24 protein-coding genes are annotated in these 26,836 nt (G+C 59.9%); 7 read left to right on the top strand and 17 right to left on the bottom strand.

Annotated elements, in window-relative coordinates; all coding sequences use genetic code 11:
* Positions 1-8 precede the first annotated feature (8 nt).
* The 5 genes from WA411_RS02285 to WA411_RS02305 form a co-directional block, all read right to left on the bottom strand.
* Positions 9-1,373 (bottom strand): TRAP transporter large permease, encoded by a 1,365-nt coding sequence (locus WA411_RS02285; protein ID WP_069182485.1) that lies wholly within the window; start codon positions 1,371-1,373, stop codon positions 9-11.
* Positions 1,373-2,011 (bottom strand): TRAP transporter small permease subunit, encoded by a 639-nt coding sequence (locus WA411_RS02290; RefSeq protein ID WP_069182484.1) that lies wholly within the window; start codon positions 2,009-2,011, stop codon positions 1,373-1,375. Before WA411_RS02290 ends, WA411_RS02285 begins: the two co-directional genes overlap by 1 nt.
* Positions 2,012-2,127: 116 nt before the next feature.
* Positions 2,128-3,180, bottom strand: a complete 1,053-nt coding sequence (locus WA411_RS02295) for a TRAP transporter substrate-binding protein (protein ID WP_069182483.1) — start codon at positions 3,178-3,180, stop codon at positions 2,128-2,130.
* 324 nt (positions 3,181-3,504) lie between these two features.
* Positions 3,505-4,917 carry a sigma-54 interaction domain-containing protein gene (locus WA411_RS02300; protein WP_069182832.1) on the bottom strand — a complete coding sequence of 471 codons (1,413 nt, stop codon included), beginning with the start codon at positions 4,915-4,917 and terminating at the stop codon, positions 3,505-3,507.
* Between the two features lie 141 nt (positions 4,918-5,058).
* Complete coding sequence (locus WA411_RS02305) at positions 5,059-7,164, bottom strand: 3-hydroxybutyrate oligomer hydrolase family protein (RefSeq protein WP_291905068.1); 2,106 nt, start codon at positions 7,162-7,164, stop codon at positions 5,059-5,061.
* A 351-nt stretch (positions 7,165-7,515) separates the two neighbouring features.
* Here WA411_RS02305 and WA411_RS02310 point away from each other — a divergent pair, with 351 nt between their 5' ends.
* Positions 7,516-8,439, top strand: a complete 924-nt coding sequence (locus WA411_RS02310) for an alpha/beta hydrolase (protein ID WP_227514440.1) — start codon at positions 7,516-7,518, stop codon at positions 8,437-8,439.
* Positions 8,440-8,450: 11 nt separating this feature from the next.
* On the opposite strand, the gene WA411_RS02315 is transcribed toward WA411_RS02310, so the two are convergent.
* Positions 8,451-8,813: a DUF6164 family protein gene (locus tag WA411_RS02315; protein ID WP_069182481.1), complete on the bottom strand. Its 363-nt coding sequence runs from the start codon at positions 8,811-8,813 to the stop codon at positions 8,451-8,453.
* A gap of 97 nt (positions 8,814-8,910) precedes the next feature.
* Here WA411_RS02315 and WA411_RS02320 point away from each other — a divergent pair, with 97 nt between their 5' ends.
* Genes WA411_RS02320 through WA411_RS02335 form a run of 4 tightly spaced genes read left to right on the top strand, consistent with a single transcriptional unit; the run spans position 8,911 to position 13,408 of the window.
* Positions 8,911-10,320, top strand: a complete 1,410-nt coding sequence (locus WA411_RS02320; RefSeq protein ID WP_069182480.1) for a DUF2868 domain-containing protein — start codon at positions 8,911-8,913, stop codon at positions 10,318-10,320.
* A complete protein-coding gene (locus WA411_RS02325) occupies positions 10,317-11,747 on the top strand; it encodes a GTPase/DUF3482 domain-containing protein (protein ID WP_069182479.1) in 1,431 nt (476 codons plus the stop codon). The genes WA411_RS02320 and WA411_RS02325 overlap by 4 nt, the downstream gene beginning before the upstream one ends.
* Positions 11,748-11,797: 50 nt before the next feature.
* Positions 11,798-12,193: an ectoine synthase gene (locus WA411_RS02330; protein WP_069182478.1), complete on the top strand. Its 396-nt coding sequence runs from the start codon at positions 11,798-11,800 to the stop codon at positions 12,191-12,193.
* 12 nt (positions 12,194-12,205) lie between these two features.
* Positions 12,206-13,408, top strand: a complete 1,203-nt coding sequence (locus WA411_RS02335; RefSeq protein ID WP_291905042.1) for an MFS transporter — start codon at positions 12,206-12,208, stop codon at positions 13,406-13,408.
* Positions 13,409-13,578: 170 nt separating this feature from the next.
* Here the strand turns inward: WA411_RS02335 and WA411_RS02340 are convergent, their stop codons facing one another.
* Together WA411_RS02340 and WA411_RS02345 are read right to left on the bottom strand one after the other, a co-directional pair.
* Positions 13,579-14,754: a type III PLP-dependent enzyme gene (locus WA411_RS02340; protein WP_069182477.1), complete on the bottom strand. Its 1,176-nt coding sequence runs from the start codon at positions 14,752-14,754 to the stop codon at positions 13,579-13,581.
* A gap of 179 nt (positions 14,755-14,933) precedes the next feature.
* Complete coding sequence (locus WA411_RS02345) at positions 14,934-15,752, bottom strand: ATP-grasp domain-containing protein (protein WP_291905038.1); 819 nt, start codon at positions 15,750-15,752, stop codon at positions 14,934-14,936.
* 142 nt (positions 15,753-15,894) lie between these two features.
* Here WA411_RS02345 and WA411_RS02350 point away from each other — a divergent pair, with 142 nt between their 5' ends.
* On the top strand, positions 15,895-16,749 hold the full coding sequence (locus WA411_RS02350) for a translation initiation factor eIF-2B (protein ID WP_291905036.1): 855 nt from the start codon (positions 15,895-15,897) through the stop codon (positions 16,747-16,749).
* Here the strand turns inward: WA411_RS02350 and hrpB are convergent.
* From hrpB to WA411_RS02380, 6 genes are all read right to left on the bottom strand, one after another.
* Positions 16,703-19,183 carry an ATP-dependent helicase HrpB gene (hrpB, locus tag WA411_RS02355; RefSeq protein WP_291905033.1) on the bottom strand — a complete coding sequence of 827 codons (2,481 nt, stop codon included), beginning with the start codon at positions 19,181-19,183 and terminating at the stop codon, positions 16,703-16,705. The two genes, WA411_RS02350 and hrpB, sit on opposite strands and share 47 nt — an antisense overlap.
* Positions 19,184-19,203: 20 nt before the next feature.
* The gene (locus WA411_RS02360; protein WP_291905031.1) at positions 19,204-19,875 is read right to left on the bottom strand and encodes an SCO family protein; all 672 of its coding nucleotides are present in this window, start codon (positions 19,873-19,875) and stop codon (positions 19,204-19,206) included.
* Positions 19,876-19,989: 114 nt separating this feature from the next.
* A complete protein-coding gene (gene cyoE, locus WA411_RS02365; protein ID WP_222465784.1) occupies positions 19,990-20,910 on the bottom strand; it encodes a heme o synthase in 921 nt (306 codons plus the stop codon).
* A complete protein-coding gene (locus WA411_RS02370) occupies positions 20,907-21,968 on the bottom strand; it encodes a COX15/CtaA family protein (RefSeq protein ID WP_291905806.1) in 1,062 nt (353 codons plus the stop codon). Before WA411_RS02370 ends, cyoE begins: the two co-directional genes overlap by 4 nt.
* 64 nt (positions 21,969-22,032) lie before the next feature.
* On the bottom strand, positions 22,033-22,671 hold the full coding sequence (locus tag WA411_RS02375; RefSeq protein ID WP_069182828.1) for a hypothetical protein: 639 nt from the start codon (positions 22,669-22,671) through the stop codon (positions 22,033-22,035).
* 11 nt (positions 22,672-22,682) lie between these two features.
* Positions 22,683-23,417 (bottom strand): SURF1 family protein, encoded by a 735-nt coding sequence (locus WA411_RS02380; RefSeq protein ID WP_291905028.1) that lies wholly within the window; start codon positions 23,415-23,417, stop codon positions 22,683-22,685.
* A gap of 80 nt (positions 23,418-23,497) precedes the next feature.
* Between WA411_RS02380 and WA411_RS02385 the strand changes: the two genes are divergently transcribed.
* Positions 23,498-23,701, top strand: a complete 204-nt coding sequence (locus WA411_RS02385) for a twin transmembrane helix small protein (protein WP_069182470.1) — start codon at positions 23,498-23,500, stop codon at positions 23,699-23,701.
* 10 nt (positions 23,702-23,711) lie between these two features.
* On the opposite strand, the gene WA411_RS02390 is transcribed toward WA411_RS02385, so the two are convergent.
* The 3 genes from WA411_RS02390 to ctaD are packed head-to-tail and all read right to left on the bottom strand — an operon-like array spanning position 23,712 to position 26,817.
* Positions 23,712-24,599, bottom strand: a complete 888-nt coding sequence (locus WA411_RS02390) for a cytochrome c oxidase subunit 3 (RefSeq protein WP_069182469.1) — start codon at positions 24,597-24,599, stop codon at positions 23,712-23,714.
* Positions 24,600-24,615: 16 nt separating this feature from the next.
* The gene (locus WA411_RS02395; protein WP_153634174.1) at positions 24,616-25,218 is read right to left on the bottom strand and encodes a cytochrome c oxidase assembly protein; all 603 of its coding nucleotides are present in this window, start codon (positions 25,216-25,218) and stop codon (positions 24,616-24,618) included.
* A gap of 15 nt (positions 25,219-25,233) precedes the next feature.
* Positions 25,234-26,817, bottom strand: coding sequence for a cytochrome c oxidase subunit I (gene ctaD, locus WA411_RS02400; RefSeq protein WP_069182467.1), 1,584 nt, complete (start codon positions 26,815-26,817; stop codon positions 25,234-25,236).
* Positions 26,818-26,836: the final 19 nt, after the last annotated feature.

The raw sequence follows: 26,836 nt of genomic DNA on the forward strand, positions 1-26,836 counted from the left end.
TTTTCTCCTTAATCGTAAGCCACGCTGGGCAGCCAGGTTGCGATTTCCGGCACCACAAACACGATGGCCAGAGCTACCAGCTGGATGATGATGAACGGAATAACGCCGCGATAAATATCGGTAACTGCGATCTCCGGCGGCGCCACGCCCTTGATGTAGAACAGCGCAAATCCGACCGGCGGTGTCAGGAACGATGTCTGCAGACACATGGCAAACAGGATGGTGAACCACACCAGATCAAAACCGAGACTTTGGACAACCGGCGCCACCAGGGGCAGGATGATCAGGGTGATCTCGACCCAGTCCAGGAAGAAGCCCAACAGGAAAACGCCAAGCAAAATGGTGAGGACCACGCCATAAGGCCCGAAGGGCAGACCCAGCAGGGCGTCTTCAATCACCTGATCGCCACCCAGTCCGCGCAGGACAACAGAGAACGCGGTTGCGCCCAGGAAAATGGCGAAAATGAACGCAGCCGTCCGGGTGGTCTGCTGCATGGAGGAGTTCAGAACCTTCAGGTTCAGTCGGCCAGACATCAATGCCAACAACAGGGCACCCAGAGCACCCACACCAGACGCCTCGGTCGGTGTTGCCACACCGGCGAAGATGGAGCCCAGCACGCCGAGAATCAGGGCCGCCGTTGGCACCACTGCCTTGGCTACTTCCCAGACGATGGCCCAGCTCACTTTCTCCGTGCCTGCCGGCACCGGCGCGATGTTCGGCTGCAGCATGGGACGGAGGATGGCGTAGGCCACGTACATGGCACCCAGCATCAAACCGGGAAAGAACGCGCCCATGAACAGGTCACCCACCGAGGCCTCGGGAACCGCCAGGCGGTCAGCCATCAAGACCAGCATAATGGAAGGCGGGATCAGGATACCCAGGGTACCAGTGGCACAGGCGGTACCCACGGCAAACCCCTTGTCGTACTTGTTCTCCATCATGACCGGCAGGGACAGCATCCCCAGGAGTACAACGGACGCACCAATGATGCCGGTGGTCGCGGCCAGCAGAACGCCGATCACGATTACCGTGACGGCATAGCCGCCGCGAACGGCGCCAAACAGCTTGACCATGCTGTTCATCAGCCGCTCGGCCACACCAGACTGGTCAAGCATGATGCCCATGAAGATAAACATGGGCAGGGCGACAAGGGTTTCGCTGCTGACCACCTTCCATATTCGTTCAGGGACAAGGCCCATTGAAGACTGGTAATCAAACCAGAGATTGGCACCAAAATTTTCAACGGCGACGACACCGACGACGGTCCAGATAACCGCGGTGCCACCCAATACCCACGCGACCGGATAACCGGTCATCAACAGCGCCCCGAAGGTGAGGAACATGCCGATTACAAAAAGGGTTTCAAGCTCCATCAGGACGCATCCTCTTTCTTGTTCTCACCGGATTCGACCCGGATTGGCTTTGGCAAGCCGAAAAGCAAAGCGGTAACTTTCAGCAGACGGGACAGGCCCGCAACGATCAGAAGCGCAAAAGACAGCGCCAGGATGCCCTTGAGAATCCAGCGGTAGGGAAGCCCCGCGGGTGCCTGACTGGTCTCGCCCTGTTCCCAGGAGCTCACCGCGTAGGGAATCATTTCGTACACCGCCAGAACCAGAAAAGGTAACAACAGGAATACCAGGCCAAACAGTTCAATCCAGGCCTGGCCTTTAAGCGACAGGCGTTCATGGATAACGTCGACCCTGACGTGATCATCGGTCACCAGGGTGTAGCCCAGCCCCAACAACCAGCCCGCGCCGGCCAGATGCCATTGCACTTCTTCCAGGGTGACCGAGCCCATGCCGAAGGCATAGCGCCCCACCACCGCGTAGATAATCACGCCCGTGACCACAATCCAGAGCCAGGAAGCGCTCTTGCCAATTGCGGAAATGACCCCGTCCAGGATCCGGCTGAACCGGGTCGTCGGGAACTCGGTGTGATGATGAATAAATTGACCGGCGTCCGACGCCGACGCATGCACCTCGGGCGGTGAGCCTTTATCAGACACTGTCATACAACAGTTCCTCGTTCACAAAGCCTGCCATGAAACAAGGATGGCCCCGAAGGGCCATCCAGACTAGATACATGAACACCGGACTTTCATCCGGTGCTCTGGGTCAGCCCCGAACCTTACAGGTCCGCAGGTACATAAGCGCGGGTATCCCACACCTTGTAGGTTTCCATGAATTCCTGCTGGCTTTCATAGACACGCTTGAAGTCAGCATCCTTGGCGGCTTCTTCCTCAAGCACTTCCTGGGTTACGTCTTTCAGCTTGAGCAGAACGTCGCGGGGGATCTGGTCAGCCTGAACGCCCTTGTCCTGGAACTCAGCCAGAACCTTACCGTTCTTGTACTCGCCCTCAGCCAGACCACGGGTTGTGGCCGCGGTGCAGGAAGCCTCAACCAGAGCCTTCTGCGCCTCAGTGGCACGATCCCACTCGTCCTGGTTGATCAGCATGTACTGAGCGGTGAACTGCTGGTGCCAGCCCGGGAACAGGTTGTACTTGACCACCTGATTGAAGCCCAGAATCTGGTCGATGGCGGGCATGGAGAACTCGGTGGCATCGATGGTGCCTTTCTCCAGCGCCTGGTAAAGCTCACCGCCTGGCATCATGGTGACGGAAGCGCCCAGCTTTTCGAGGACCTTACCACCCAGACCCGCAAAGCGGATCTTCAGACCCTGGTAGTCTTCCAGTGATTCAATCGGCTCGGCGTACCAACCGGCTGTTTCGGGCCCGATGATGCCGCACAGCTGGGCATGCACGTTGAAGCCCTTGTTGGCGTAGGTTTCCTGCAGCATTTCATGACCACCGCCGTAGTAGTACCAGCCGATATAGGCCCAGGGCTTCATACCGAAGGGAACTGCCGCAAACAGAGGAATCGCGGGCACTTTGCCCTGGTCGTAACCGATCCAGGTGTAGCCAGCCGAAACCTTGCCGTCAGATACGGACTGCAGGATGTCGAACGGAGGAACCAGCTTGCCGGGCTCGTAAACACGGACCTGGATGCTGCCGTCTGAGGCGGTAGTGAGGTTGTCTGCAACCCAGGCAGCGGGAGAACCGAGGCCCGGAAGGTTGGTAGCGAAGGCTACGGGCATTTTCCAGCGCAGATCGTCAGCAAACGCAGAGCCCGTGGTGAGAGCGATCGCACCGGCCACACCGGTGAGAGCCTTGAGAAGTTTCATTGGCAAGTCTCCTAGCATTGTTATTGTATCTGGCCTGGCGCGGATAGCCGGGGCCTGATCTGAGTATAGTCAGAAAACGCAGGAACAGACGGACAGGGTAAGTCTTGGGGGTCCAACAGTTAGCGTCAGCCTTGTTCTCTGCATTGTTCTGACGTCCTGCGTGACGGATTTAGCAGACACCGTGCCAGATTATATTTATTCAGATAATTCAAAAGGTTAAAAGCTGAAGAGAAAATCGAAACAAAACGAAATGTCCGGATATCCAGACAGTCTTAGACATCAGTCGTAGGTAGTTGTACGGACTGCCAGACAGCCGTCCGGAATTCAGGACAGCTTCGCCAGCTTTTCGTAAAGTACGGATCTGGAGATGCCCAGCAGCTTGGCAGCACGGGTGCGATTGCCGCGGCTCGCCACGAGGGCCTCTTCAATGGCCTGGGCCTCGGCCTCGGCCAGGGTCTGGGATAGAGGCCTGACAGGTTGTGGAGCCAGCGAAGAAACCGGGCGCGTTCCTCCACGGGGCAGGACCTTGAAAATGGCGTCGGCATCCAGCAGTCCGCCCTCTTCACCCATGGTCATTGCCCGCTCCAGAACATTGCGCAGCTCCCGGATATTGCCTGGCCAGTCGTAACTGCCCAGAGCCGAGACGCCGGCGTCAGTAATTTCGCCGCGCAACTCCAGTCCTTCGCAGATCTCTTCAAGTAGTGCCTCGCAGAGCACACCGAGATCCGCCAGACGATCCCGTAACGGAGGAATGGGAATTTCCAGAACATTCAGACGGTAGTAGAGATCCGAGCGGAAGGTGCCCTCGGCAATCATGACCTCGAGGTTTCGACTGGTGGCGGCAATAACCCGCACATCCACCGACACCACCTTGTTGGAGCCGAGGGGCTCGATCTCGCCTTCCTGTAAGGCACGCAGGAGCTTGGCCTGCAGGGGCAGCGGCATGTCGCCAACTTCATCCAGGAACAGCGTGCCGCCGTTGGCCAGCTGAAACTTGCCATCCCGGGTTCGGCGATCGGCGCCGGTGTAGGCGCCAGGAGCCACGCCGAAGAATTCTGCCTCCAGCAGGTTGTCCGGAATCGCAGCAACATTCACACCCACGAACGGCTTCTCTGCACGACCCGAGACGGTGTGAATCGCCTGGGCAAGCACTTCTTTACCGGTGCCGGTTTCTCCCAGCAGCAGAACCGGCATATCGCGGCCGGCCGCCAGCCGCGCCCTGCGCTTCACCTCCAACGCTGCCGGACTGGCCCCGACAAAATCGCCAAGACTGTAACGGGTGCCCCGGGATTTCCTGGCCAGAGCCTTGCGGGCCGCTGCCAGATCCTGGTGCAGTCGCCGGTACTTGGAAACCAGCGGTGTCAGGGGTTGCAGATCGTCGTACAGGACAAACGCAACGGCACCGACAATCTGGCCCCCATCGTCAAAATAGGGCAGCCGCGTCACCACCAGCTGTTGCTGGTTATGTTCCATGATGTCCAGCAGCAGGGGTTTACCAGACTCAACCACCTCAGGCATTCGGGTATGGGGGATCAGCTGGCGCACCGGTTTGCCAATCACTGTGGACGGATCCCCAAGACCCAGAAGATGGGAATAACTGCTGTTGATCCAGGTGATGCGGGCACTCCGGTCGACAGCGATCGCTCCGGCACTGGCTTCCTCAAACATCGGGAACAGGGCTTCGATCAGGTCCCGGGTCAGTCCACTCTTGTTCTTGTCGGAAAACAGCTCTGTCATGTACCGCGCACCAACGGGTCGAATGTCATTCATGGTATTAACCCTGGCACCCGGCAGGCGGGTGCAGTCACGGAAGTATATGGGGCCCCCGGATCGGGGGCAAACGAAGCCGGCCCGATACCGGGCCGGCCACTGGCTGCTTTATTCCGGAATCCGGACCTGGTCATCTTCAAAGACAATCTGGTCTGCGGGATCCGGCGCGGGATTGATCGCCGGCAGGTTGGCCTCTGCCAGCGGTGTCGTAATATTGCCCCGGGGCACGGTCCGAACCACCTGGCTTGGCGGTAACGCCTGCTTCTCGGTCAGATTGGCCCAGACCAGATCCAGCGCCTGGAAGTAGTAGTGGTGCAGCGGCACATAACGGTCAGCAACGCCCGGGAAACCATTGAGCACATCCAGGTGATGGGCGTTGAGGATTTCGTAATACCGAAGGTTGCTTTTCTTCCCCTCTACCCGCTGGTTCAGGCCGAAATAGGGTCTGGACGTGTGGTTAATTGGCAGAATCGCATCGGCGCGACCGGTCACGAAAACCGTCGGCTTGCCCTGCAGATCGCCCGAGGCACGAACTTCGGCAATACCGCCGGCAATGTCCGTTGCCAGCTCGGCGTCGGAGCCCTGCAAATCAGCGCCGCTGATGGCGTCGCTGCCCTGGGCAAGGCTACGAAGACACAACAGCGCATCCAGGCCGTAGTCCAACTGGTTCGTGCTGGGAGACGCACTGGCAGGCAGATTGGTGGGCTGGCCGTCGGCAACGTCGTAGACGATGTTCACCCCGGCCGACGGCGGAATGCCATTGCTGGCCGAAAACAGGGCCTCCTCTGCAGTGGGCGCCAGCTGGGTCACCGCTCCGGCGGAATCGGTGGCCGCCAGGCTGAGGTCACAGACCCGATCCTCGACACCGGCCCGGCCATAGGCATTGGCATAGGTCATGGAAATACTCGGAGCCACCGCCAGGCCAAAGTGCACGGGCGCCAGCAGATTCTGCTCTGGCTGAATACCGAACTCTTCGTTGAGGATACGCAGGGCGTCGGTGGCCCGGTCATCCAGGGTGGCGCCGCTTACCAGCCCCTTGTTGGCAAGCGAGTTACAGATATTCTCGCCGATCTGTGGGGGATTGAAGGTGGCGTTCAATGGCGCATCGTCCCGGATCGCCGGCGCCTGATTGGCACAGCCCTGATAAACGGCAAGGGCCGTGGTGTAATCCAGCAGGCTCCGGCTGTGCTCGGCAATGACCGGGCCGTCGCCCTGGCGAATAGTGAAACTGCGGTCCACTTCCGGATTCACGTTGGGTTCGGACACCGCCACGCCGTCAATCAGTCCGCGAGTGTCCTGCTCGGCCGCACGAACGGAAGAACCACCTCCATTGGAGACGCTGGAGGCAATCACCACGGTATTTTTGGGATTGATGGTCAACAGCGTTTCGCCATTGCCCAGTTCCCGACCAAACTTCTCGTTCAGCACGTAAAACCCGAATTCAATAGACTGCAACACATGCAGCCCCCAATCGGCTTCCGGGTTGGCTTTGGAGTGTGCGTGCTTGTAGGCAAACCGGTCCGGCCAGACGCTGTCGAAATCTGCGCGCTGCTCATCCGTAAGATCAGCCCGGAACTGCACTGGCTCATCGGCAGAGGTCAGCGTGCCATCAATGCGTTGGGCGGTGTTGGTGGCCAGGTTATGGGAGCCAGTGCCGGTACCCTTATCGGTGTAGACAACGGCACATCCCTTTTTCAGTCCCCATTCGCCGGCCGTACCTATGGCGCCATAGATGCCACGGGAGCCGGACGACGGCGCCGTCACCATGCAGGGGCGATCGGGATCAAAGCTATCAGGCACCTGGGCCATGACCGTCACCGGCACGTCGGTACCCGGAACCGCCATGTAGGCGATGTATTCGTCGCCCGGAATAAGTCCTTCACCGCTGGCGCCCACCTGGGGGCCAAAGAAGGTGCCATACCCTCCGCCGGGCGCGGTATCCACCAATGCACGGTAGTTGTTATAGATCGCCAACCGGCGGAGTTCCGTCGCGGTCGGGTTCAGAGGATCCGCGAATGCCGGCGCGGGCGTACTGGCCAGACCGCTGGCACCAAGGCCGGCGGTCAACAGGTCATCATTTATCCCGTCATAACTGGTCTGGGTTATGTCGCCCTGGATAAAATCAGGGATCTTGTTGAAGGGAGGGTTATCCTTGCAGGCAGTGAGGGTCATCCCCGTGGCGCCGATGAGGGCGCAGAGCATTATTCGTTTCATGATCGTTCCTTGTTTGTTGTTGTAAACGAACAGACCAGGCCTCAAGCCAGGCCCCGGGAACGCCATGCGGATCCTGTGCCAACCAGCTATCCTTCTGATTTATATACCTTTAATCCATCTTTCGGATGTGCTTCGAACAATTGTTCCGGATTTCCGGACAGTCTCTTGCCAATCGATGAGCATGAAAGACTGTGAGAGCGCACTCTGAGCAGATTGTCCTGAAAACCGGACGCTGTATGGAATGTCGGACAATGGTGTCTGGGTCGGCTCAGTCGCCAGACCAACATCCACCATCATTGCCGCTTCGTAAATCAGACAGACGCTTTCAGGCGCTTTATAGAGGAGATGCCATTGTCCGTCTACCAGACACGACTGAGACGTGGTGGGATATTCGGGTTGATCGGGAGTCTGCTGATCCTCGCAGGCTGCGCGACCCATCACAATGGGTCAACCACCGCCAGCCTCCCGGATGAAGGACCCTTCCGGGTAGAACAGGATTTGCGGTTCTCTCCCGATGGTTGGCCAGAAGCCCTGTTCGCCGACCTCTACCTCCCGACCGGGCAGGTCTCAGAGGCCCGCCACCCTGTTGTTCTGATGGTCCACGGTGGTGGCTGGCAACGCCGATCCCGGGAAGACATGGCCTGGATCGCGGAGGAAGTGGCCAGCCACGGCTTTGCAGTGCTGAACATCGACTACCGGTTTGCCCCGGCACACACCTTCCCGGCCCAGCTCTATGATCTGCAACTGGCCCGACAGTGGCTGAACCGGCACGCCGACGAGTATCAACTGGACGCAGGTCGGGTAAGCGGCTTTGGCTTTTCCTCCGGCGCCCATCTGATTGCGCTCCTTGCCCTGGTGGCGAGCTCCGACAGCGACCTGAACCAGCCCCACGGCGGGCCGGAAACCCGATTGCATGCGGTCGTCACAGGGGGCCTGCCTTCCGACCTGATGGCCTTTGGTTCGGGCAAGCTGATCCGGCAATTCCTGGGTGGCGAGCAGCAGGACATACCGGAAATCTATCGCAAAGCATCACCAATCAGCCATGTGACCGCCGACTCACCGCCTTTTTTCCTGTTTCACGGTGCCATGGATATGCTGGTGCCATTCGACCAGGCAAAGCGATTTCAGGAAGCGCTTGAGGATCATCAGGTTTACAGCGAACTGTATGAAATGCACCTGCGGGGGCACGTCACCAGCTTTTTGACCGCAGGCGAAGCGGTGGACGCAGCGATCGGGTTCCTCGTTGGTCCGCAAGCCCGCCAGCAAGAGGGCTAAGACCCTGTCCGCTACCCGATCCGGATGAACGGAAGCAGACTCAGGCCCATGATCACCAGGATGGCAATGCAGGCGGCGAGGGTCCGGACTGGCCGCTGCCTGAGCATGAACCAGAAACCGCCGGATTCGCCCCGGGCCAGGTGCTCCTCGTAGGCCTGCCGCTGGGTTTCGTAGCGTTGCCGCTGATACTCATCCAGCAGTGCCCGGGCCCTTGCTGCCTCATCGTCATCATGAACCCAGAAACCGCCCATGCTGATGCCCCAGCGGCTGGGTGGTGTCTCGTAGTAGGCCACCTCGTGGGCATCGAACAGAGCCCGGATTTCATCGGCCTCGTCATCGGGTACATGGCGCAGGTTCATCAGATGGTGGGGCATGGACTCTCGTTGTCTGGTATCGGGTGCGGGTATCCCTATATCCTAGCACTAAAGCCCGACCGGGCCCGACTGCCCGAATTCGACACCGGAACTCTGAATGACCGACAGCTCCCTTCGATTACTGCTGGAGTTTGAAAACCAGGCGCAACGGGACAGATCACAGCCCCCCACCTTCCTGCATCGCCGCGACCGCAAGTTCGCACTGATGTGCGAAGAGCAGGGCGTAGCCCCGGACGCTGCCCGTTGGCTGGCCCACCTGAACCGGCTCAGCGGACCCGGAACAACCCAGACATCCGCCGACCCGATTCTGCGGTCCTGGCGCCGGATTGCCACAGGTTTTATGGCCATGGGGCTGATCGCCGGCGTGCTGACCATGGCGGGACTGCTGTTCTACGACGGCGGCCAGCGCATCAACATCACGGTGTTTCTGGCCTTCGTTTTACTGCATCTGGTCCTTGCCCTGTTTACCACCGTGCAGTCCCTGGCCGGATGGCAGCCCTGGCGTTGGCTGTTACAGCGTTTCGGGGTCAACCCTGGCCATGGGGAATTCAACAGACTCCAGCCACTGCTGATGGCCAGGGCCGCTCACCTGGGCGGCATCGCGTTCGCCTGTGCCGGGCTGATCACCCTGCTGGCCATGGTGGTGGTCCAGGATCTTGCCTTTGGCTGGAGCACGACCCTGGATACCGCTGCGGCGAGCTACCACGAACTGGTGAGCGCGGTCGCAACGCCCTGGGCCTGGCTCTGGCCGGCGGCCGCCCCGGATCTCAGCCTGGTCGAGGCAACGCGTTTTTTCCGGGCCGGAGAACCTGCGACAAATCCGGACCCGGCCCTCTGGGGCCAGTGGTGGCCCTTTGTCACCATGCTCTGGACAACCTGGATTCTGCTACCACGTTTGCTTCTCTGGGGATTCGCCCTCACCCAGACCCGACAAAAGGCACGCCGGTTGCTCGCCAGTCACCCGGCCATGCATGCCCTCATGTATCGTCTGGAAACACCTGCCCTGGACACCGGAAACAGCCACCATGATGCCGACGACCTGCCGGATACGAACGCTCGAAGCGATTGTCTGCCACTGCCGGACAGCGACGTCCTGCTTTGCTGGGCTGGCGCCGGCGAACCGGAATTGCCAGAGGGGCTTCGTTCAGGCAAACAGCTTGTACTTCATGCCGGCGGCACCGCGAGCCTCTCGGACGATGATCAGGCCATGCAGTCAATCGCTGTGCATCTGAGAGCGCGCCCAAAACCCGTTATCCTGCTGGTGCGCAGCTGGCAGCCCCCCACGGGTGAACTGGCGGACTTTCTGGAGAGTGCCCGCGGCATCTGGCCCGACGGATCCAGGGTCGCTCTGGTACCCCTGGCCCCGGATAGCAGCCAGGAGCCTGATGCCCATCAGATTCAGCCCTGGCTCCGATTTGCCGAACGGGTTGGCAGCGATTTCGTTCAGGTGTCGCTACCGCCCCTCCAGATGCGAGATCCCTATTCAGCACTCGGGGAGCATTTATGACAAAGGCACCTACGTTTGCCGTCGTTGGGCACCCGAACAAAGGCAAATCCAGCGTGGTTGCCACTCTGTCCCAGAATGATGCCATCGCCATTGCCCTGGAGCCCGGCACCACCCGCAAGCGCCAGGCCTATCCCCTGAAAGTGGATGGGCAAATCCTCTACACACTGGTAGACACCCCCGGTTTCCAGCGCCCGCGCCGGGTACTGGAATGGCTGGAAGCCCACAGTGTCTCCGCGTCAGACCACGCCGACACGGTCAAAGCCTTTGTGACTCAACATCAGGGGGATGGCCGTTTCACCGATGAATGCGAGCTTCTGACGCCCCTGATCGAGGGCGCCGGAATCATTTACGTGGTGGATGGCTCGGTACCATACAGCGCCGAACACGAGGCGGAAATGACCATCCTGCGCTGGACCGGCCGGCCCAGCCTGGCATTGATCAACAGCATCGGCGCCGACGATTACAGTGACACCTGGCAGTCAGCACTGGGCCAATTCTTCCAGGTTGTTCGCCGCTTCGACGCCGTTCGCGCTCCTTTCGAGCAACATCTCGGCCTTTTACGGGCATTCGGACAACTGGAGCCAGACTGGGAAGCGCCTCTGGAGCAGGCCACGCATTATCTGTCCGCCCAGCGCCAACAGCGCCGCCAGCAGGCCGCTGCACTGATCGCCAGGGCACTTGAGGACATGATGTCGTTCCAGGAAAAACGCACCCTGACCGCTGGCCAGGCGGCCGGGACCAGTGACGATTCACTGGCAGACCAGCTGCGCCGGAACTGGTACCGCCATCAGCGGAAGCGGGAGCAGACGCTGCGTGTGGATATCGAACACCTGTATCAGCACCAGCGCATCCGCCGTCAGGAAGCCGAACTGGAATGGCACAGTGAGCACGACCTGTTCTCGGAAGACAGCCGCAAAGCCTGGGCCGTCAGCAAACGCTACCTGGCCACCGCCGGCTTCGGCGCCGGTGCCGTCAGCGGTGCCGGGATCGACGCACTGACCTTCGGCTCCTCCCTCGGAACCGGCGCTCTGGTAGGCGGACTCATCGGTGCCGCCGGGAGTTATTTCTACGGTGATCGGCTGGCCCTGCCGGCGCTGAACATCGGGGTACTTCGGGACGGTTTGAAAACAGCTACCTTTGGCCCTGTACAGGACAGTCAGTTCGGCTATGTTGTATTAGGAAGGGCAGTGGATCACTGGTGGCACATCTCCCACCGCAATCACGCTGGCCGTGACCTGTTGGACCTCGAGCCGGCAGACCATCACTGGCTCGAACGCCTGGAAAAATCGAGCCGGCAACAGATTCAGAAAGCCTTCGATAAAAGCCGGAAACGGCGCCCTCTGGATGAACATCAGCGGGAAAAATTCGCCAACTCGATCGAACAGGCCATGGCCGTTTACGACGATTGGCGGTTGAACCGCAACTGAAAACGATGTTTATACTTAAAGGCTATTCCATCACAAAATGAGGAATGCGAATGAAAATCGTACGAGTGCAAGACATCATCGGTACCGAGCGCGAAGTACACGGCCCCGGCTGGACAAGCCGCCGCATGCTGCTCAAGAAAGACGGCATGGGCTTCTCCTTCCACGAGACCATTATCCCGGCAGGCGCCGAACTGAACCTCTGGTACAAACACCACCTGGAAGCGGTCTACTGCGTTGCCGGTAACGGCAAAATTCTAGACAAAGCCACTGGTGAAACTCACGAGATCACCGACGGCACCCTCTACGCACTCGACAAGCATGACCAGCACACCCTGTACGGTGGCACCGAGGACATGCGCCTGATCTGTGCCTTCAACCCGCCGGTAACCGGCCGTGAAGTCCACGACGAAGACGGCGCCTACCTGCCAGATACCGGCGAAGACTGATTCGTTTTGAGCGTGGCTGAACCCCAGGCCGCGACCACACCGCCACCGCCAGCCAGGCTGCTGCCGGTGGCGGTGTTGCTTTGGCTGGCCGGAGTTTACCTGCGCATACCCGTACTGGTTGCACCGCCCCTGGCGCCGTTCATTGGTGATGAACTGGCATTAACCCAGGCCCTCACCGGCGCCCTGACCACCCTGCCCATCCTGATGCTGGCCATAGGCTCCATGCCCGGCTCACTGGCCATTGCCCGGATTGGCCCCCGCAATACCCTGGCTCTGGCCATGGTGATCATGGTGATCGGCTCCGCCGGGCGCGGCCTGATGCCCGACACCCTGACCCTGATGATTGCCAGTGCAGTCATGGGTATCGGCGTCTCCATGATGCAACCGTCACTGCCGGCACTGCTGCCCCGATGGCTGGAACCCCACCACCTCGCGTTAGGCTCGGCGATCTACATGAACGGCATGCTGATGGGGGAGTTCATCGGTGCCGGCATCACGCTGCCTGTGCTCATGCCCCTGCTGGATAACAGCTGGCGCGCCACCCTATTGGCCTGGTCACTCCCGGGGCTGCTGATTGCTGCGGCCCTGTTCCTACCCAAACGGGACCGGGCCAAACCGGTGCGAAAAGTGGCCTGGCTACCGGACTGGCATAACCCCTTGACCCTGAGAATCGGTCTTCTGCTCGGCCTCTCCGGCTCATTGTTTTTTGGCCTCAACGCGTACATGGGCAACCTTCTGCAGCATCAGGGTCAGTTCGACAAACTGCCGGACGCCCTGTTCTGGTACAACCTTGCCCAGGTCTTCGCTTCCCTGATCATGCTGAAAATGGCGCGCTACTGGGTCGGCCGTCGTGGCGTCATCGCCACACTGGCCAGCATCAGCCTGCTCGGCGCCATTGGCGCGGTCATGCTCAACGGCTGGTGGTCCATCGTCAGTGCCACCCTCATGAGCTTGGTCGCCGGCATGCTCCTGATCCTGCTTGTCGCGATACCTCCGCTGGTGGTCTCCGCCGCCGAAACTGGCCGCCTCTCCGCCGGCACCTTTCTGGTCGGTTACACCGTCGCTTTTTGCGTGCCCATGCTTGGCGGTGTCGTCGCCGACTGGACAGGCGATGCCCGCCACGCCCTGATGCTGATGATCACCTACGGCCTGCTGGTATTGCCCCGAGCCTTTACCCTGAATCTGGAACGAAAAAAGGACCAGCCCGAAAGCTGATCCTTCTCTGAATACCAATTTTCCCTTCGCGGACTCCCCGTATCCAGCCGGAACGGCCGTGGGGCGGGGGTGTCCTTTCCGCCGGGAAAAAATGTCTGAGCAAAGCGAGTTGTTTTTCCCAGAGGAAAGGACACCCCCGCCCCGCGGCCAGACTCCGAACTAATACATGGTCAGATGTAATAGTCCTTCAACGGAGGAAACCCGTTAAACTCAATGGCGCTATACGTCGTGGTATAAGCACCGGTAGACAACCAATACATCCGATCCCCAATCGCCAGATTCAACGGCAACGGATACTTGTGGTGCTCGTACATGATATCGGCACTGTCACACGTCGGCCCGGCAATCACACAGTCCTCGCCTTCGCCCACCTTCTCGGTCCAGATCGGAAACTTGATCGCCTCATCCAGCGTCTCGATCAGGCCTGAAAACTTGCCCACATCGGTAAACACCCAGCGGTGCAGGGCAGTGCGGGATTTCCGGGAAATCAGCACCACCTCGCTCACCAGCACACCGGCATTGGAAATCAGCGAACGTCCCGGCTCGATGATGATCTCCGGCAGCTCCGCGCCAAAATCCTCGTGCAGGAACCGGGCAATCTCCTCCGCGTACACCTTCAGCTCGTTGGTGCGGGTGATGTAATTGGCCGGGAAACCGCCACCCATGTTGATCATCTTCAGCTCGATGCCGTCCTCTTCCTTCAGGCGCTCGAAAATCACCTTCACCTTGTTCAGGGCCGCATCCCAGGCGCCGATTTCCCGCTGCTGGGAACCCACGTGGAACGACACACCGTAAGGTACCAGGCCCAGGTCACGGGCCAGGATCAGCAGATCCATGGCCATGTCAGTCTGGCAGCCGAACTTGCGGGACAGCGGCCAGTCGGCGGTCAGGGTGCCTTCGGTCAGGATGCGCACGTACACCTTCGAGCCGGGGGCCGCCTTGGCGATATTGCGAAGGTCTGCTTCCGAGTCTGTGGCGAACATCCGAACACCCTTCTCGTAGAAGGTGCGAATGTCCTTCGCCTTCTTGATGGTATTGCCGTAGCTGATCCGCTCACCGGTCACGCCCAGGGCCATCACCTTGTCCAGCTCATACACCGATGCGATATCGAAACAGGCACCTTTATCACGCAGCATGGTTAGTATCTGCGGCGCCGGATTGGCTTTCACCGCGTAGTAGACCTTGGCGTAGGGAAAACCCTCGATGAGCTCGTCGTACTGACGGTCAATCGTTGCGGTATCAATCACCACAAACGGGGTTTCCTTGCCGTCGGCAAAGTCCTTGATGCGCTTGAAAGTCTCAGCTTCGTAGTAATCGGCGATGTTAGCGTTAGCGGCTTCGGTCATGGGTGGTGTGTCCCTCCACAGGGCAAACAGACATAAAAAAAGGCGCCACAGCAAGGCTGCAGCACCCATAAGATGGCGCGATCATCGGGCTTTTTTTCAGGCCCGGATATGAGCATATCTACCCATAAGTAATGAACGACGTAAGCACCGCCAATGGCATGAATTCTGGTGGAAAATGCTTAAACAGCGATCGGCCAGAGGGGGGTTGGTTCGGTGGGTCCATCGGGATCTCTGGGCTCGGTCTGATTCCTCAGATAGCCCAGGATCGCTTCCTGAAGTTCCGTGACCTGACCCAGCCCTTTGTTTCCGAACAGCCGGTTGAATTCCAGGACATACGGGTGACCGTCTACCAGGGCAATATCAAAGCCTGCATGATCGACACCCAACTCCCGGGCCAGCCTCAACGCCAGATCGGTCATCACCTTGGGTACCGGGCTGTTGTCGATACGGCCACCCCGGGCCACGTTGTTGTAAAAACCCTGGTCCGCCTGGGTTCTCCAGTAGGCCGTCAACACCCGATCACCAACCACCACAACACGGGCATCGCGGTCCAAAGGCAGGTATTCCTGGGCATACAGAACATCAGTGCACTCGCAATAGCGCCGCCAATCCTCACGGGTTTCGATCAACCAAACTCCTTCGCCCATGCTGGCCTTCGGCAGCTTTGCGACGAAGGGGTGAGCCATGGCATCCCAGATCAGATCCCGTTCCACCGGTCCGTTGGCCTCAATCATGGTCCAGGGGGTGTGTTCCGGGGCCACTGCCTGGAATGCACGAGTCATCTCGACCTTGTCATGGCCGATACGGTAGCTTGCAACACTCGGAAATACCCGGCATTTGAGTCCATGTACCAGCGCGTTCAACTGCCAGTATTCGGGGAACAGGACCCAGTCAGCCTCCCGCAACAATTCTTTATGGCGCAGAAACTGGTCCGGCTTCAGAACGGTGGTGTTGGGAAAGCCCAGGGTCCGGAAAATATCGAAGGAAACAAGGTGCATGGATACTGCGCACTCGAGGATTGAATTGCGCGTATTTTATACAGGGATACACTTCAGGCAAGCGGTATTTTCACGGCCGGGCATCAGGAAAAAGCCTTACTGGTGCTACCCTTGAATCATGCAAGGTGAGGGGGCAGGCATAATGCAGGAACTTGATTCCAGAGCACAGTCTATCCTGGCTGCGCTACGAGCAGACGTTCAGTCCGGCGCCACCCAACTGGCGCTGAATACCCTCAACGCACTCTTGTCCTATCTGGACGAGGTCGGACCGGACGTCGAGATCCTTTCCCGTCTGCTGGCGGAACTGAGGACGGCCCGGCCTAGCATGATCGTGATCGGCAATGCGCTGGCCATGATCGAACAGCGATTGAGCAGCGATCCACACGCCGCGCGAGCGGCCATCATCGATACGCGCGATCAGTTACAGGAGGCCACCACCACCATTGCCCGGCACGCCCGCGAGCATTTGCCGACAACCCCCGTGATCATGACCCACAGTGCCAGCTCAGTCGTCCTGGCCCTGTTCCGGAGCATGGCCGAGAACCAGCAGAGCTTTTCCGTTATCTGTACCCAGAGCAGTCCGGGGTTTGAGGGTCACTCCCTGGCCCGTGCCCTGGATGAACTCTCAGTGCCTGTCACGCTGATTACGGATGCGCAGATGGGCCTCTTTGTCCCGGAAGCCGATGTGGTGATCACCGGGTGTGATACCTGGCTGGACGATGGCTGTTTTATCAACAAAAGCGGAACCTACCTGCTGGCCCTGGCAGCACGGGCCGCCGGCAAATCTTTCTGGGTTCTCGCGGACAGCTTCCGCAATAGCGACGCGAACCCCGGTTTGGTCGAGCTTGAGGAAATGCCAGCCGACGAGCTCAACGCACCTGAAGGGGAGTGGATAACTCACCGGAACGTCTATTTTGAGCGGGTGCCGCACGCCTTGGTCAGCCATCGGATCAGCGAGCAGGGCGTTTTTTCGTACCCTGCTGGGCCTCGGCGGTAAGGGGATCTTCAGGCCAAGAATGCTTGGGGTACCGTCCACGCATGTCCTTGCGCACCTCGGGATAGGCGTTGCACCAGAAACTGGCCAGATCCGCGGTGACCGCCAGGGGGCGCTGGGCCGGTGACAGCAGATGGATCACCACCGGTTTCCGCCCGCCTGCCACGGTCGGAGTCTCCGTCCAGCCGAAAAGGGCCTGCAGCTTGGCCGCCAGAACCGGACCATTGTCGGCGGTATAGTCCAGGCGCACCCGCTGTCCCGTCGGGATGGTCAGGTGCGTCGGCGCCAGGGCCTGAAGCTGCTGCTGGGCCGGATAATCAAGCAGACTGTTCAGGGCCTGCAGCAGGTCGATCCGGGCCAGATCAGACCACCGGCTCATGCCGGCCAGAAACGGTCCAAGCCAGTGCTCCAGATTCTCGAGCAAGGCCACATCGCTTGTGTCCGGCCAGCCATCATCAGGGAAAGACCCGGCGAGCAACCGCACACGGGCCCGCCACTGACGGCTATCGTCAGTCCAGGGCAGGCTTGCCAGGCCCTTTTTCCGGATGGCATTGATCAGGCCCTGCTGAACCAGCTCCGGGTCAACCTGCGCAATGGGTTTTTCCTGCAGCACCAGTTCGCCCAGCTTACGGACCTCTCTGGCGATAATCTTGCCCTGGCCCTCGTCCCACAGTGCCTCCTCGGTCTCGCGGATATGGTCAGCCAGATCCGACTCCAGATCCGGGATATCCACCGGCGCCGCAAGGTAAATGGTGGCTTCCCGGGCCCTGCCATCCAGCTCCGCAGCCACCAGCCACTCGTGCCGCGCCAGGGGATCATCCTCTCTCAGTGCGGCGCCTTTGCCATTGCTGAGTTGATACCTGGGCGCCTTGCCCGGGCGTCGTCGCGCGATACGATCCGGATAGGCCAGGGCCAGCAACCGCCCTACCTCCGTCTCGGACGGCATGGGCGCATCCGTCGCAGCAGGCCCTGCAAGACGCCTGGCGGACTGGCGCAAAGCCTTCAGGCGAGCAGCATCCAGCGTGCGATCACGTCGCTCCCCATAGAAAACACGAATCCGCTCGTGCATGTCTGCCCCGGCACCAGAGCCCAGAAGATCCCGCTCTTCCAGCAGGGCAGCCAGTGCAGCAGCAGGCCCTTCAAGGCCGATAGCGCGGCCTTTCAACACCATATGTGCCAGGCGCGGGTGTATTCCCAGGTCACGGGCCGCCTTGCCGTGATCCGTAATGGCCCCATTGGGTTCGAGCATGTCCAACCATTGCAGCAGTGTCACCGCCTGTTGCCAGTGAGCGGCCGGTGGCTGATCGATCCAGGCAACGGACGCGGCCTCCCGGGCACCCCATTGGGCCAGCTCCAGAACAAGAGGCGCCAGATCGGCCTCCAGAATTTCAGGGGGCGTGTAGTCGGCCAGACCGAACTGTTCCGATTCGCTCCAAAGGCGATAACAAACCCCCGGTTCGACCCGACCGGCCCGGCCCTTGCGCTGCTCCGCCGACGCTTTCGACACCCGACCGGTCACCAGTCGCGTCATGCCGCTGTTGGGATCAAACACCGCCCGGCGCTGCTGGCCGCTGTCGATCACAACCCGGACGCCTTCAATCGTCAGACTGGTTTCGGCGATGGCCGTGGCCAGCACCACCTTACGTTGGCCCACGGGCGCGGGAGAGATGGCCTGATCCTGCTGCTCCGATTTCAGGTTGCCGTAGAGCGGTGCAACCATCACACGGGCTGGCAGGTTGCCAATCAGCTGCTGCTCGACCCGGCGAATCTCTCCGGCACCGGGCAGGAACACCAGCAGGGAGCCGGTTTGATCCCTCAAGGCCTCCTGAACCACCGACGTAACCTGGTCCACCGGGCGGCTGTTGCGAGACATCGGCCGGTAATGGACCTCCACCGGAAACGCGCGCCCCTCACTGGTAATAACGGGCACGTCGCCCAGCACCCTTGCGATGGGTGCGGTATCCAGGGTCGCGGACATCACCAGCAGCCGCAGATCCTCCCGCAACGCCTGCTGCGACTCCCTCACCAGGGCAAGGCCAAGATCCGCCTGAAGCGAGCGCTCGTGGAACTCGTCGAAGATGACCGCCGCGTAGTCCTCCAGCATCGGGTCGGCCTGGATCAGCCGGGTCAGGATGCCCTCGGTCACCACTTCAATGCGGGTCGCGGGAGAAACCTGTGTATCCAGCCGTGTGCGATAGCCAACCGTCTGGCCTGGCTTTTCACTGAGTTGCCTGGCCATGAATCGGGCCGCAGACCGCGCCGCCAGGCGACGGGGCTCGAGCATAAGAATCTTGCCATCGCCGCGCCAGGACGCATCGAGGAGCGCGAGGGGAACACGGGTGGTTTTGCCGGCGCCCGGTGGGGCCTGCAGGAGCACGGTACTAGTTTGCTCCAGAGCTGCTTGTAACTCTGGGAGAATGGCATCAATCGGGAGCATCGGTTCCGGGTTCTATGGCGTCAGGAGCTTACCCGGTCGCGATTGGCTTTCGCCCACTGGTAGATCCGCTCGAAGGCCTCGGCCAGGTTGTGCGGATTATGAGGCGGCTGGATCACCGCAGCCAGTTCGCCATCGGGATTCAGCAGGGCGAAGTGGCCGCTGTGATCCACCAGCAGCTCGCCGTCCACCTCCCGGTGCACGAACACAGCGCTCAGGCTTTTAGCCAATGTCCGGAGGGTGTCGAGATCGCCGGTCAGGCCGTGGAAGTTCTCACCGAAGAAATCGGTGTAGGCTTTGAGTTTCTCCGGGGTGTCGTGCTCTGGATCCGCACTCACCAGTAGATAGTCCGGCTGGGGCAGTTCCTTCGAAAGCAGCTTGTCGGTCTGGCGCAGATTGGCCATGGCCGCCGGGCAGATATCCGGGCAATTGGTGTAGCCCACGAAGGCAAAGGTCCAGCGACCCCGCAAGCTCTCCCGCGTAACCGTTTCACCGTTCTCATTCGTCAGCGTGAACTCTGCCAATTGCCGAGGCTGATCATAGACATACGTATTGAAATCGGTCAGCTCCGGCGCCGGAATCGGCTCCTGGTTTCCGACCAGAAATACCTGCCGACCCACAACCAGTCCAAAGATCAGAACAACGATTAGCAGAAGGAAGAACAGGGTAAGGCGAATAGAGCTGGAGCTTTTCATGCGTGGTCCACTTCGTTGATCAGATAAGCAGGCGGGGATGGCGGAGCCGAGCGTACACGAATTCACAGCGTGTTTCGGGAAGCCATCCCCGCCTGCGTCAGCACAATGTCTGACTCAGAAGAATACAAAATGATCCACAAGCAATACCACAAACAGCGCCATGAGGTAAGTGATGGAATACTTGAAGGTATTCAGGGCAACGCGGCGGTCATCCCCCTTCAACAGCCGCACCGCGTACTGCAGGAAGCGCAGGCCAAGGGCCAGGGCGCCTACCAGGTAAATGCCGCCGGACATACCTGTGACAAAAGGTAGCAGGCTGACAGCCAGCAGCATCAGAGTGTAGAGCAGGATGTGCAGCTCGGTGAACTTGTTGCCGTGGGTGACCGGCAGCATCGGAATACCCGCCTTCGCGTATTCTTCCTTGCGGTGGATGGCCAGTGCCCAGAAATGTGGAGGCGTCCAGGCAAAAATGATCAGCACCAGCAACAGGGCATGGCCCTCAACCTGGCCGGTCACGGCGGTCCAACCCAGCAGCGGGGGCATGGCACCGGCCAGACCGCCTATGGTGATGTTCTGGGGCGTAGCACGCTTCAGGAACAGGGTATAGACACCGGCGTAGCCCACTAGGGAGGCGAGGGTCAGCCAGGCGGTGAGATGATTCACCTGCCACATCAGTACCGCCATACCGACACACGCCAAGATGGCCGCAAAAAGGAACGCGTCCATGGGCGCAATTTTGCCGGTGGCCACTGGCCGCTTGCGGGTACGTGCCATCACCGTGTCGATTTTCTGGTCCACCACATGGTTCACCACCGCGGCAGCGCCGGCCAGCAGGGCAATACCCAGGTTACCCCATATCAGCACGCCCCAACCGGGCACCCCCGGCGCCGCCAGCAGCATGCCGATCACCGAGGTGAGGATCATCAGCGCGACCACCCTGGGCTTGGTCAGCTCCAGGTAGTCACGCCAGGAAATGGATGTGTTGGAGTCGCTCGCAATTGCCTGGGCCGGCAGTGCTTCCACTTGCTCGCTCATGCCGTAACCTCCTGGGTCATTGTTGTTGTGTTTGGTGCTGTGGCGGTGTGCGTTTTTGGCAACAGTTGATGCTGCCAGATCAGGTGAATCACTGACAAAAGAAGTCCTGCGCCCATGGCGTTATGGGCCACGGCAATGGACAGGGGAATATGGAAGATAACGTTGGCCAGCCCTAACAGGATCTGGGCCGCCAATACCACCGCCACCAGCTTGATGGCGTTGTCGAGTCTCGAGTCGCCGCGTCGACGCCACATCAGTGCGAGCAATGCCGTGAAATAAACCAGCACCACCATGGCGCCTAGCCTGTGGGTGACATGGATGGCGACTCGCCCGTCCGCCGTAAGCTGCCCCCCGAGATAGTTCGGTCCAACGTGCTGGGTGACATCAAAGCCGTGCCGGAAATCCATACCCGCAGGCCACCACTGACCCTGGCAGGTAGGCAGGTCGGTACAGGCAACGGCGGCGTAATTGGCCGCTGTCCAGGCTCCCAGTGCAATCTGCATCACCACCAGGAGGAGCCCGCCATACAGCCAGGGCCGGAAACCGGCCAGTGCAGTCGACGGCGGCGGCTCCTGGTCCCGCTTCTGGCTGGCCTGCCGTCGCAACCGGAAGGTAAGCAGTGTCAGCAAACTCAGGGTGGTAAAGCCACCGAGGAGGTGTAACGCCACCACCTGGGGCCAGAGTTTCAGGGTAACGGTCCACATGCCGAAGGCACCCTGAAGTATGATAAACCCGGCAATAAACAGCGACAGCTTCACAGGAACACCGTCGCGACGGTGGCGAACGGCATAGGCCGCCAGCCCAAAGACCACCAGACCGAGAGTCCCGGCGGCATAGCGATGGATCATTTCCGGCCAGCCTTTTTCCACGTCCACCGGCGTATCCGGGAAACGGGCATTGGCGATAGCAATGCTGGATTCGCTCTGGGGTACCGTCAGAAAGCCATAGCATCCGGGCCAGTCCGGACAGCCGAGCCCGGCATGCACCAGACGGGTCCAGGCACCCAGCATGATGACGACAACCGCCAGCAGAACGGCGAACGTGGCCCACTTGGCCATCTTCCGGGCGGCTTGGGAGGATGATTGAAGAGACTGATTCAAGGCTGGATCCCCACTGTGACCATTAACCGATCTGCGACAGTTTGAGCAGATGCTTGAGATCCTCCAGCATATCCTTGCCGGTATGTTCGGAGCCGTAATGCATCATCACATTACCGAAGGGATCGACCAGCAGGATGCGGGGCTCGGCGTCCGGGTTGATACCGGATGGCCAGTTGGGCTGGGCACCTGCGGCCGGCACAAGGCGTTCCATGGAGCTGTACTCGGAAGACCAACGCGCCTGAAGATCAGAAGGCACACTCCCCAGTGCCGCCGCCCTGGAGACACGATTGGCGTTCTTGCCAAGGGCAATATTCACCTGTCTGGCCAGATAGAGCAGTTCCTCGCACTGGCTGCCACACTGTCCGGCAGCCACGATCATCAGCCAGTCCGGGTCGGCTTTATCCGGACCGAAGCGCTCTGCCAGCGGAGTGCCGGACGCGGTTTCAAGGTTGAGCGTCGATACCGGCGCCACGGGCTGGAGCAGAACGCCGTTGTTGGTATGGCCGGCAGGGTTCAGCCAGCCGGTGTAAAACATGATGGTTGCGACAATCATCGGCCCAAAACCCAATGCAAACAGCAGGAACGCTGTGCGGCGGCCGCGACGGGCCTGCTCCGGGGTTGGCCCTTCGTTCTGTTCCTGGTTGGATATCCGGTTAGCCATTGTCATTGTCATTATTGGCTCCTGTCTTTCGATAACTCGCGCTTTCTATAGCTCGCCACTACCGTCAATATAGTCAGCGCCACGGCCAGCGCAAACCATTGCGTGGCATATCCGTAATGGGTTTGCGGCCCCATCAGGTCCGGTTCCCAATCCGCGCGGTAAGCGCCCGGTTGGCCCTCCCCGGAAAGCCGCACAATCCTGTCGGGAAGTTCCGGGATCTCCAGCCGCGCAGCCTGCTCGGAGAGACTCTGCACTCGCCGGGGCCATTGATCCTCGGCCGCCGGCTGGTCCACCAGCACCGGAGGTACCGGGTAATCGCTGATCCGCCCTTCCAGGGTGAAAATGCCCTCGGGCGTTGCGATGTCCGGGAGCTCAGCCCGGGTTCGCGGCGCCTGTACCCAACCGCGATTGATGACCACCGGCGGCCCCTCAAGCGGTCGAAACTCTGTAAGCACCTCATACCCGGGAGCTCCTTCCCGGGTCCGGTTGTCCAGAAGCCAGTTTCGGCTTCCGTACATGCCGGTTAAGGACACTGGCCGGCCACTGGTCAGATCTCCGGACACCATGTCCTGCCATGCCAGGTTTTCTGCTTCCTGCTGCCACTGCTCCAGCAGGACCTGCTTTTCCTCGGCCCGGTTCAGCTGCCAGACACCCAGGCTGACCAGCAAAGGCAGAAATACGCCGCTGAACACCAGCAACCGCCAGTCAAAGTGCCATTGGCGGTGTGTGCGCTGCGAATCAGACATGCTCTGCTATAGTGACCTCAGCGAGTCCGGAACCTGTTCCGCCCCGTACATTCACAACACCAATAAAAACAGGAACTCTCATGCTCAAGGCCTTTATCGTTTTCCTGATGCTTGCTGTGGTGGTGAGCCTGTTCAGCGGCCTTTTCTTTCTGATCAAGGATGGCGGCAAGACCCATCGGGTGGTCAACTCCCTTGCCGTGCGGGTCGCGCTTAGCATACTGCTCCTGGCAGTGATTCTGATCGCTCTGTGGCAGGGCGCCCTGACATTAAATCCGACGCCCTGACCCGCAAACCTCAAATGATGTAGACGAAAACGAACAAGCCCAGCCAGACAACATCCACGAAGTGCCAGTACCAGGCCGCTGCCTCGAAGCCAAAATGCTTTTCGGCGGTGAAGTGCCCCTTGTTGATGCGAACAAGCATGATGATGAGCATCAACGAACCCAGCATTACATGCGCACCATGGAACCCGGTTAGCATAAAGAAGGTGCTGCCATATATGCCGGAGGCGAGGGTCAGGTCCAGATCCTGATAGGCGTGCATGTACTCATAGCCCTGTACGAACAGGAACACCAGTGCAAGAGCAATGGTAATTGCCAGCCAGAGCTTGGTTTTCGCCCGATTACCCACTTTCAGGGCATGGTGAGCCACCGTAATCGTGAATGACGAGGTGACCAGCAAAATGGTGTTCATCAGCGGCAAACCCCAGGCGCTGATCACTTCCTTGGGGCCGGGGTAAGCTTCCGGATTGGGGTTGTTGATCAGCGGCCAATTGGCGGAAAACCCCTCCCACAACATGTTGGTACTGCCTTTGTCACCCTCGCCGCCGAGCCAGGGCACGACAAACACGCGAACGTAGAAGAGGGCGCCGAAAAACGCCGCGAAAAACATCACCTCCGAGAAGATGAACCAACTCATCCCCCAGCGGAACGAGCGGTCCATCTGTTCGCTATACAGCCCAGCGCGGCTTTCTTTAATGACGTTCCCGAACCAGCCAAACAGCATATAAGCCATGATCAGGGCGCCGATCAGGAACATGATCCAGGCGCCGGTCGTGCTCTCGCCCTGCTTGCCGTTGACCATGATGGCGGCGACCCCGTAGAGGGTCACCCCGAGGCCAACGGTCGCGATGATGGGCCACTTGCTTTGTTCCGGAACGTAATAGGTCTGGTTTTCCGCCATGACAGTCTCCGATGGCTTATCCGTTATCGTTTGTTGTTGTGTCTTTCCGGGAAGTTTGCGTTACCGCCGGCTGCTTGCCCTGGTCATACAGCGTGTATGAAAGCGTAAGCTTGGTGATGTGTTCGGGCAGGTCCTTGTCGACGATGAAAATGAGCGGCATTTCGGTGCTTTCACCCGCTTCAAGCGGTTGCTGGTTGAAGCAGAAGCATTCGGTCTTGTGGAAGTACAACGTGCCTTCCGACGGGGCAAGGCTCGGAACCGCCTGCCCGACCATGGCCTCGGTTGTCGGGTTTTCGGCGTAGAAGTTCACGGTCGTCGGCTCCCCGGGATGTACCTCCACGGAACGCACAACCGGTCGAAACTTCCAGGTCATTCCCGGACCATTGGAGGCCAGAAACTGGACTTTCACCGTGCGGGTCATGTCCGCTTCGGCCACCTCGGTGGACTCGTACCGGCCACCGGTCTTGCCGTTGATCCCGGTAATCTCGCAGAACACGTCGTAGAGCGGCACCATGGCAAAGCCGAAGGCAAACATGCCAACCACCCCGGCCAGGCACCAACCGACAACCCGGTTGGTGCTACGGGAAGAGCCTGCATTATTTGCCTGCTGGTTCGACATGGCACCGGCCTCCGGTTACTTCACTTCCGGTGGTGTCGAGAAGGTGTGGTAAGGCGCCGGCGAAGGCACGGTCCACTCCAAACCTTCAGCACCATCCCATGGCTTGGCCGCAGCCTCTTTGCCACCCTTGATGCACTTGACCACAATCAGCAGGAACAACAGCTGAGTCGCGCCGAACATGAACGCGCCAACACTGGAAACCATATTGAAGTCCGCAAACTGAAGGGCATAGTCCGGAATCCGTCGCGGCATGCCGGCCAGGCCCAGGAAGTGCATCGGGAAGAACGCCAGGTTCATACCGATAAACGAGAGCCAGAAATGGGTCTTGGCCAGGGTTTCGTCATACATATGGCCGGTCCATTTGGGCAGCCAGAAGTAGGCGGAAGCGAAGATCCCGAAGATGGCGCCCGGCACCAGCACATAGTGGAAGTGGGCAACCACGAAGTAGGTATCGTGGTACTGGAAGTCAGCCGGCGCAATGGCCAGCATCAGGCCAGAGAAACCACCGATGGTGAACAGGATCACGAACGCCACCGCAAACAGCATTGGCGCTTCGAAGGTGAGGGAACCCCGGAACATGGTGGCCACCCAGTTGAACACCTTCACCCCGGTGGGTACCGCAATCAGCATGGTGGCGTACATGAAGAACAGCTGGCCAACGATGGGAATGCCCACGGTGAACATATGGTGCGCCCAGACCACGAAGGAAAGCAGGGCGATTGCACCCACCGCATAGACCATGGAGGCATAGCCAAACAGCGGTTTGCGCGAGAACGCCGGAATAATATGGGACACCGCCCCGAATGCCGGCAGGATCATGATGTACACCTCGGGATGCCCGAAGAACCAGAACACATGCTGGAACAGCACCGGATCACCACCGCCAGAGGCGTCAAAGAAGCTGGTGCCGAAGTTGATGTCCATCAGCATCATGGTGACCACCCCGGCCAGTACCGGCATCACCGCAATCAGCAGGAACGCCGTGATCAGCCAGGTCCAGACGAACAGGGGCATCTTCATCAGGGTCATGCCCGGTGCCCGCAGGTTCAGGATGGTGGCGATCACGTTGATGGCGCCCATGATCGAGGAGATACCCATGATGTGGACGGCGAAGATGAAGAAGGTGGTACTCGGCGGCCCGTAGGTCGTCGACAGGGGCGCGTAAAAGGTCCAGCCGAAGTTCGGCGCGCCACCTTCCATGAACAGCGTGGAGACCAGGATCAGGAAGGCACAGGGCAGCAGCCAGAAGCTCCAGTTGTTCATCCGTGGCAGCGCCATGTCGGGTGCCCCGATCATCAGAGGCAACATCCAGTTGGCCAGGCCGACAAAGGCCGGCATGACCGCACCGAAGACCATGATCAGGCCATGCATGGTGGTCATCTGGTTGAAGAACTCGGGCTGCACAATCTGCAGGCCGGGCTGGAACAGCTCTGCCCGAATGACCATGGCCATGGTTCCGCCCAGAAGGAACATGGCGAAACTGAATATCAGGTACATGGTCCCGATATCCTTGTGGTTCGTGGTCAGCAGCCAGCGGCTGATGCCTTTGGCCGGGCCGTGATGATGATCCTGGGCGTGGGTATCTGCAACCGCACTCATGAAAACCCCCGTTACCGCC

Origin of the sequence: Marinobacter sp. CH_CUG1437-1, from assembly GCF_037029655.1 — a bacterium.
Taxonomy (GTDB): domain Bacteria; phylum Pseudomonadota; class Gammaproteobacteria; order Pseudomonadales; family Oleiphilaceae; genus Marinobacter; species Marinobacter salsuginis.

What these genes read in the sequence shown, in the direction of transcription:
- WA411_RS02285 (WP_069182485.1), bottom strand. Translation starts at nt 1,373, where the DNA reads ATGGAGCTTGAAACCCTTTTTGTAATCGGCATGTTCCTCACCTTCGGG.
- ctaD (WP_069182467.1), bottom strand. Translation starts at nt 26,817, where the DNA reads ATGAGTGCGGTTGCAGATACCCACGCCCAGGATCATCATCACGGCCCG.
- WA411_RS02360 (WP_291905031.1), bottom strand. Translation starts at nt 19,875, where the DNA reads ATGAAAAGCTCCAGCTCTATTCGCCTTACCCTGTTCTTCCTTCTGCTA.
- WA411_RS02390 (WP_069182469.1), bottom strand. Translation starts at nt 24,599, where the DNA reads ATGGCGGAAAACCAGACCTATTACGTTCCGGAACAAAGCAAGTGGCCC.
- WA411_RS02370 (WP_291905806.1), bottom strand. Translation starts at nt 21,968, where the DNA reads ATGGCCAAGTGGGCCACGTTCGCCGTTCTGCTGGCGGTTGTCGTCATC.
- hrpB (WP_291905033.1), bottom strand. Translation starts at nt 19,183, where the DNA reads ATGCTCCCGATTGATGCCATTCTCCCAGAGTTACAAGCAGCTCTGGAG.
- WA411_RS02305 (WP_291905068.1), bottom strand. Translation starts at nt 7,164, where the DNA reads ATGAAACGAATAATGCTCTGCGCCCTCATCGGCGCCACGGGGATGACC.
- WA411_RS02290 (WP_069182484.1), bottom strand. Translation starts at nt 2,011, where the DNA reads ATGACAGTGTCTGATAAAGGCTCACCGCCCGAGGTGCATGCGTCGGCG.
- WA411_RS02325 (WP_069182479.1), top strand. Translation starts at nt 10,317, where the DNA reads ATGACAAAGGCACCTACGTTTGCCGTCGTTGGGCACCCGAACAAAGGC.
- WA411_RS02350 (WP_291905036.1), top strand. Translation starts at nt 15,895, where the DNA reads ATGCAGGAACTTGATTCCAGAGCACAGTCTATCCTGGCTGCGCTACGA.
- WA411_RS02375 (WP_069182828.1), bottom strand. Translation starts at nt 22,671, where the DNA reads ATGGCTAACCGGATATCCAACCAGGAACAGAACGAAGGGCCAACCCCG.
- WA411_RS02380 (WP_291905028.1), bottom strand. Translation starts at nt 23,417, where the DNA reads ATGTCTGATTCGCAGCGCACACACCGCCAATGGCACTTTGACTGGCGG.
- WA411_RS02320 (WP_069182480.1), top strand. Translation starts at nt 8,911, where the DNA reads ATGACCGACAGCTCCCTTCGATTACTGCTGGAGTTTGAAAACCAGGCG.
- WA411_RS02395 (WP_153634174.1), bottom strand. Translation starts at nt 25,218, where the DNA reads ATGTCGAACCAGCAGGCAAATAATGCAGGCTCTTCCCGTAGCACCAAC.
- WA411_RS02345 (WP_291905038.1), bottom strand. Translation starts at nt 15,752, where the DNA reads ATGCACCTTGTTTCCTTCGATATTTTCCGGACCCTGGGCTTTCCCAAC.
- WA411_RS02300 (WP_069182832.1), bottom strand. Translation starts at nt 4,917, where the DNA reads ATGACAGAGCTGTTTTCCGACAAGAACAAGAGTGGACTGACCCGGGAC.
- WA411_RS02295 (WP_069182483.1), bottom strand. Translation starts at nt 3,180, where the DNA reads ATGAAACTTCTCAAGGCTCTCACCGGTGTGGCCGGTGCGATCGCTCTC.
- cyoE (WP_222465784.1), bottom strand. Translation starts at nt 20,910, where the DNA reads ATGAGCGAGCAAGTGGAAGCACTGCCGGCCCAGGCAATTGCGAGCGAC.
- WA411_RS02330 (WP_069182478.1), top strand. Translation starts at nt 11,798, where the DNA reads ATGAAAATCGTACGAGTGCAAGACATCATCGGTACCGAGCGCGAAGTA.
- WA411_RS02385 (WP_069182470.1), top strand. Translation starts at nt 23,498, where the DNA reads ATGCTCAAGGCCTTTATCGTTTTCCTGATGCTTGCTGTGGTGGTGAGC.
- WA411_RS02340 (WP_069182477.1), bottom strand. Translation starts at nt 14,754, where the DNA reads ATGACCGAAGCCGCTAACGCTAACATCGCCGATTACTACGAAGCTGAG.
- WA411_RS02315 (WP_069182481.1), bottom strand. Translation starts at nt 8,813, where the DNA reads ATGCCCCACCATCTGATGAACCTGCGCCATGTACCCGATGACGAGGCC.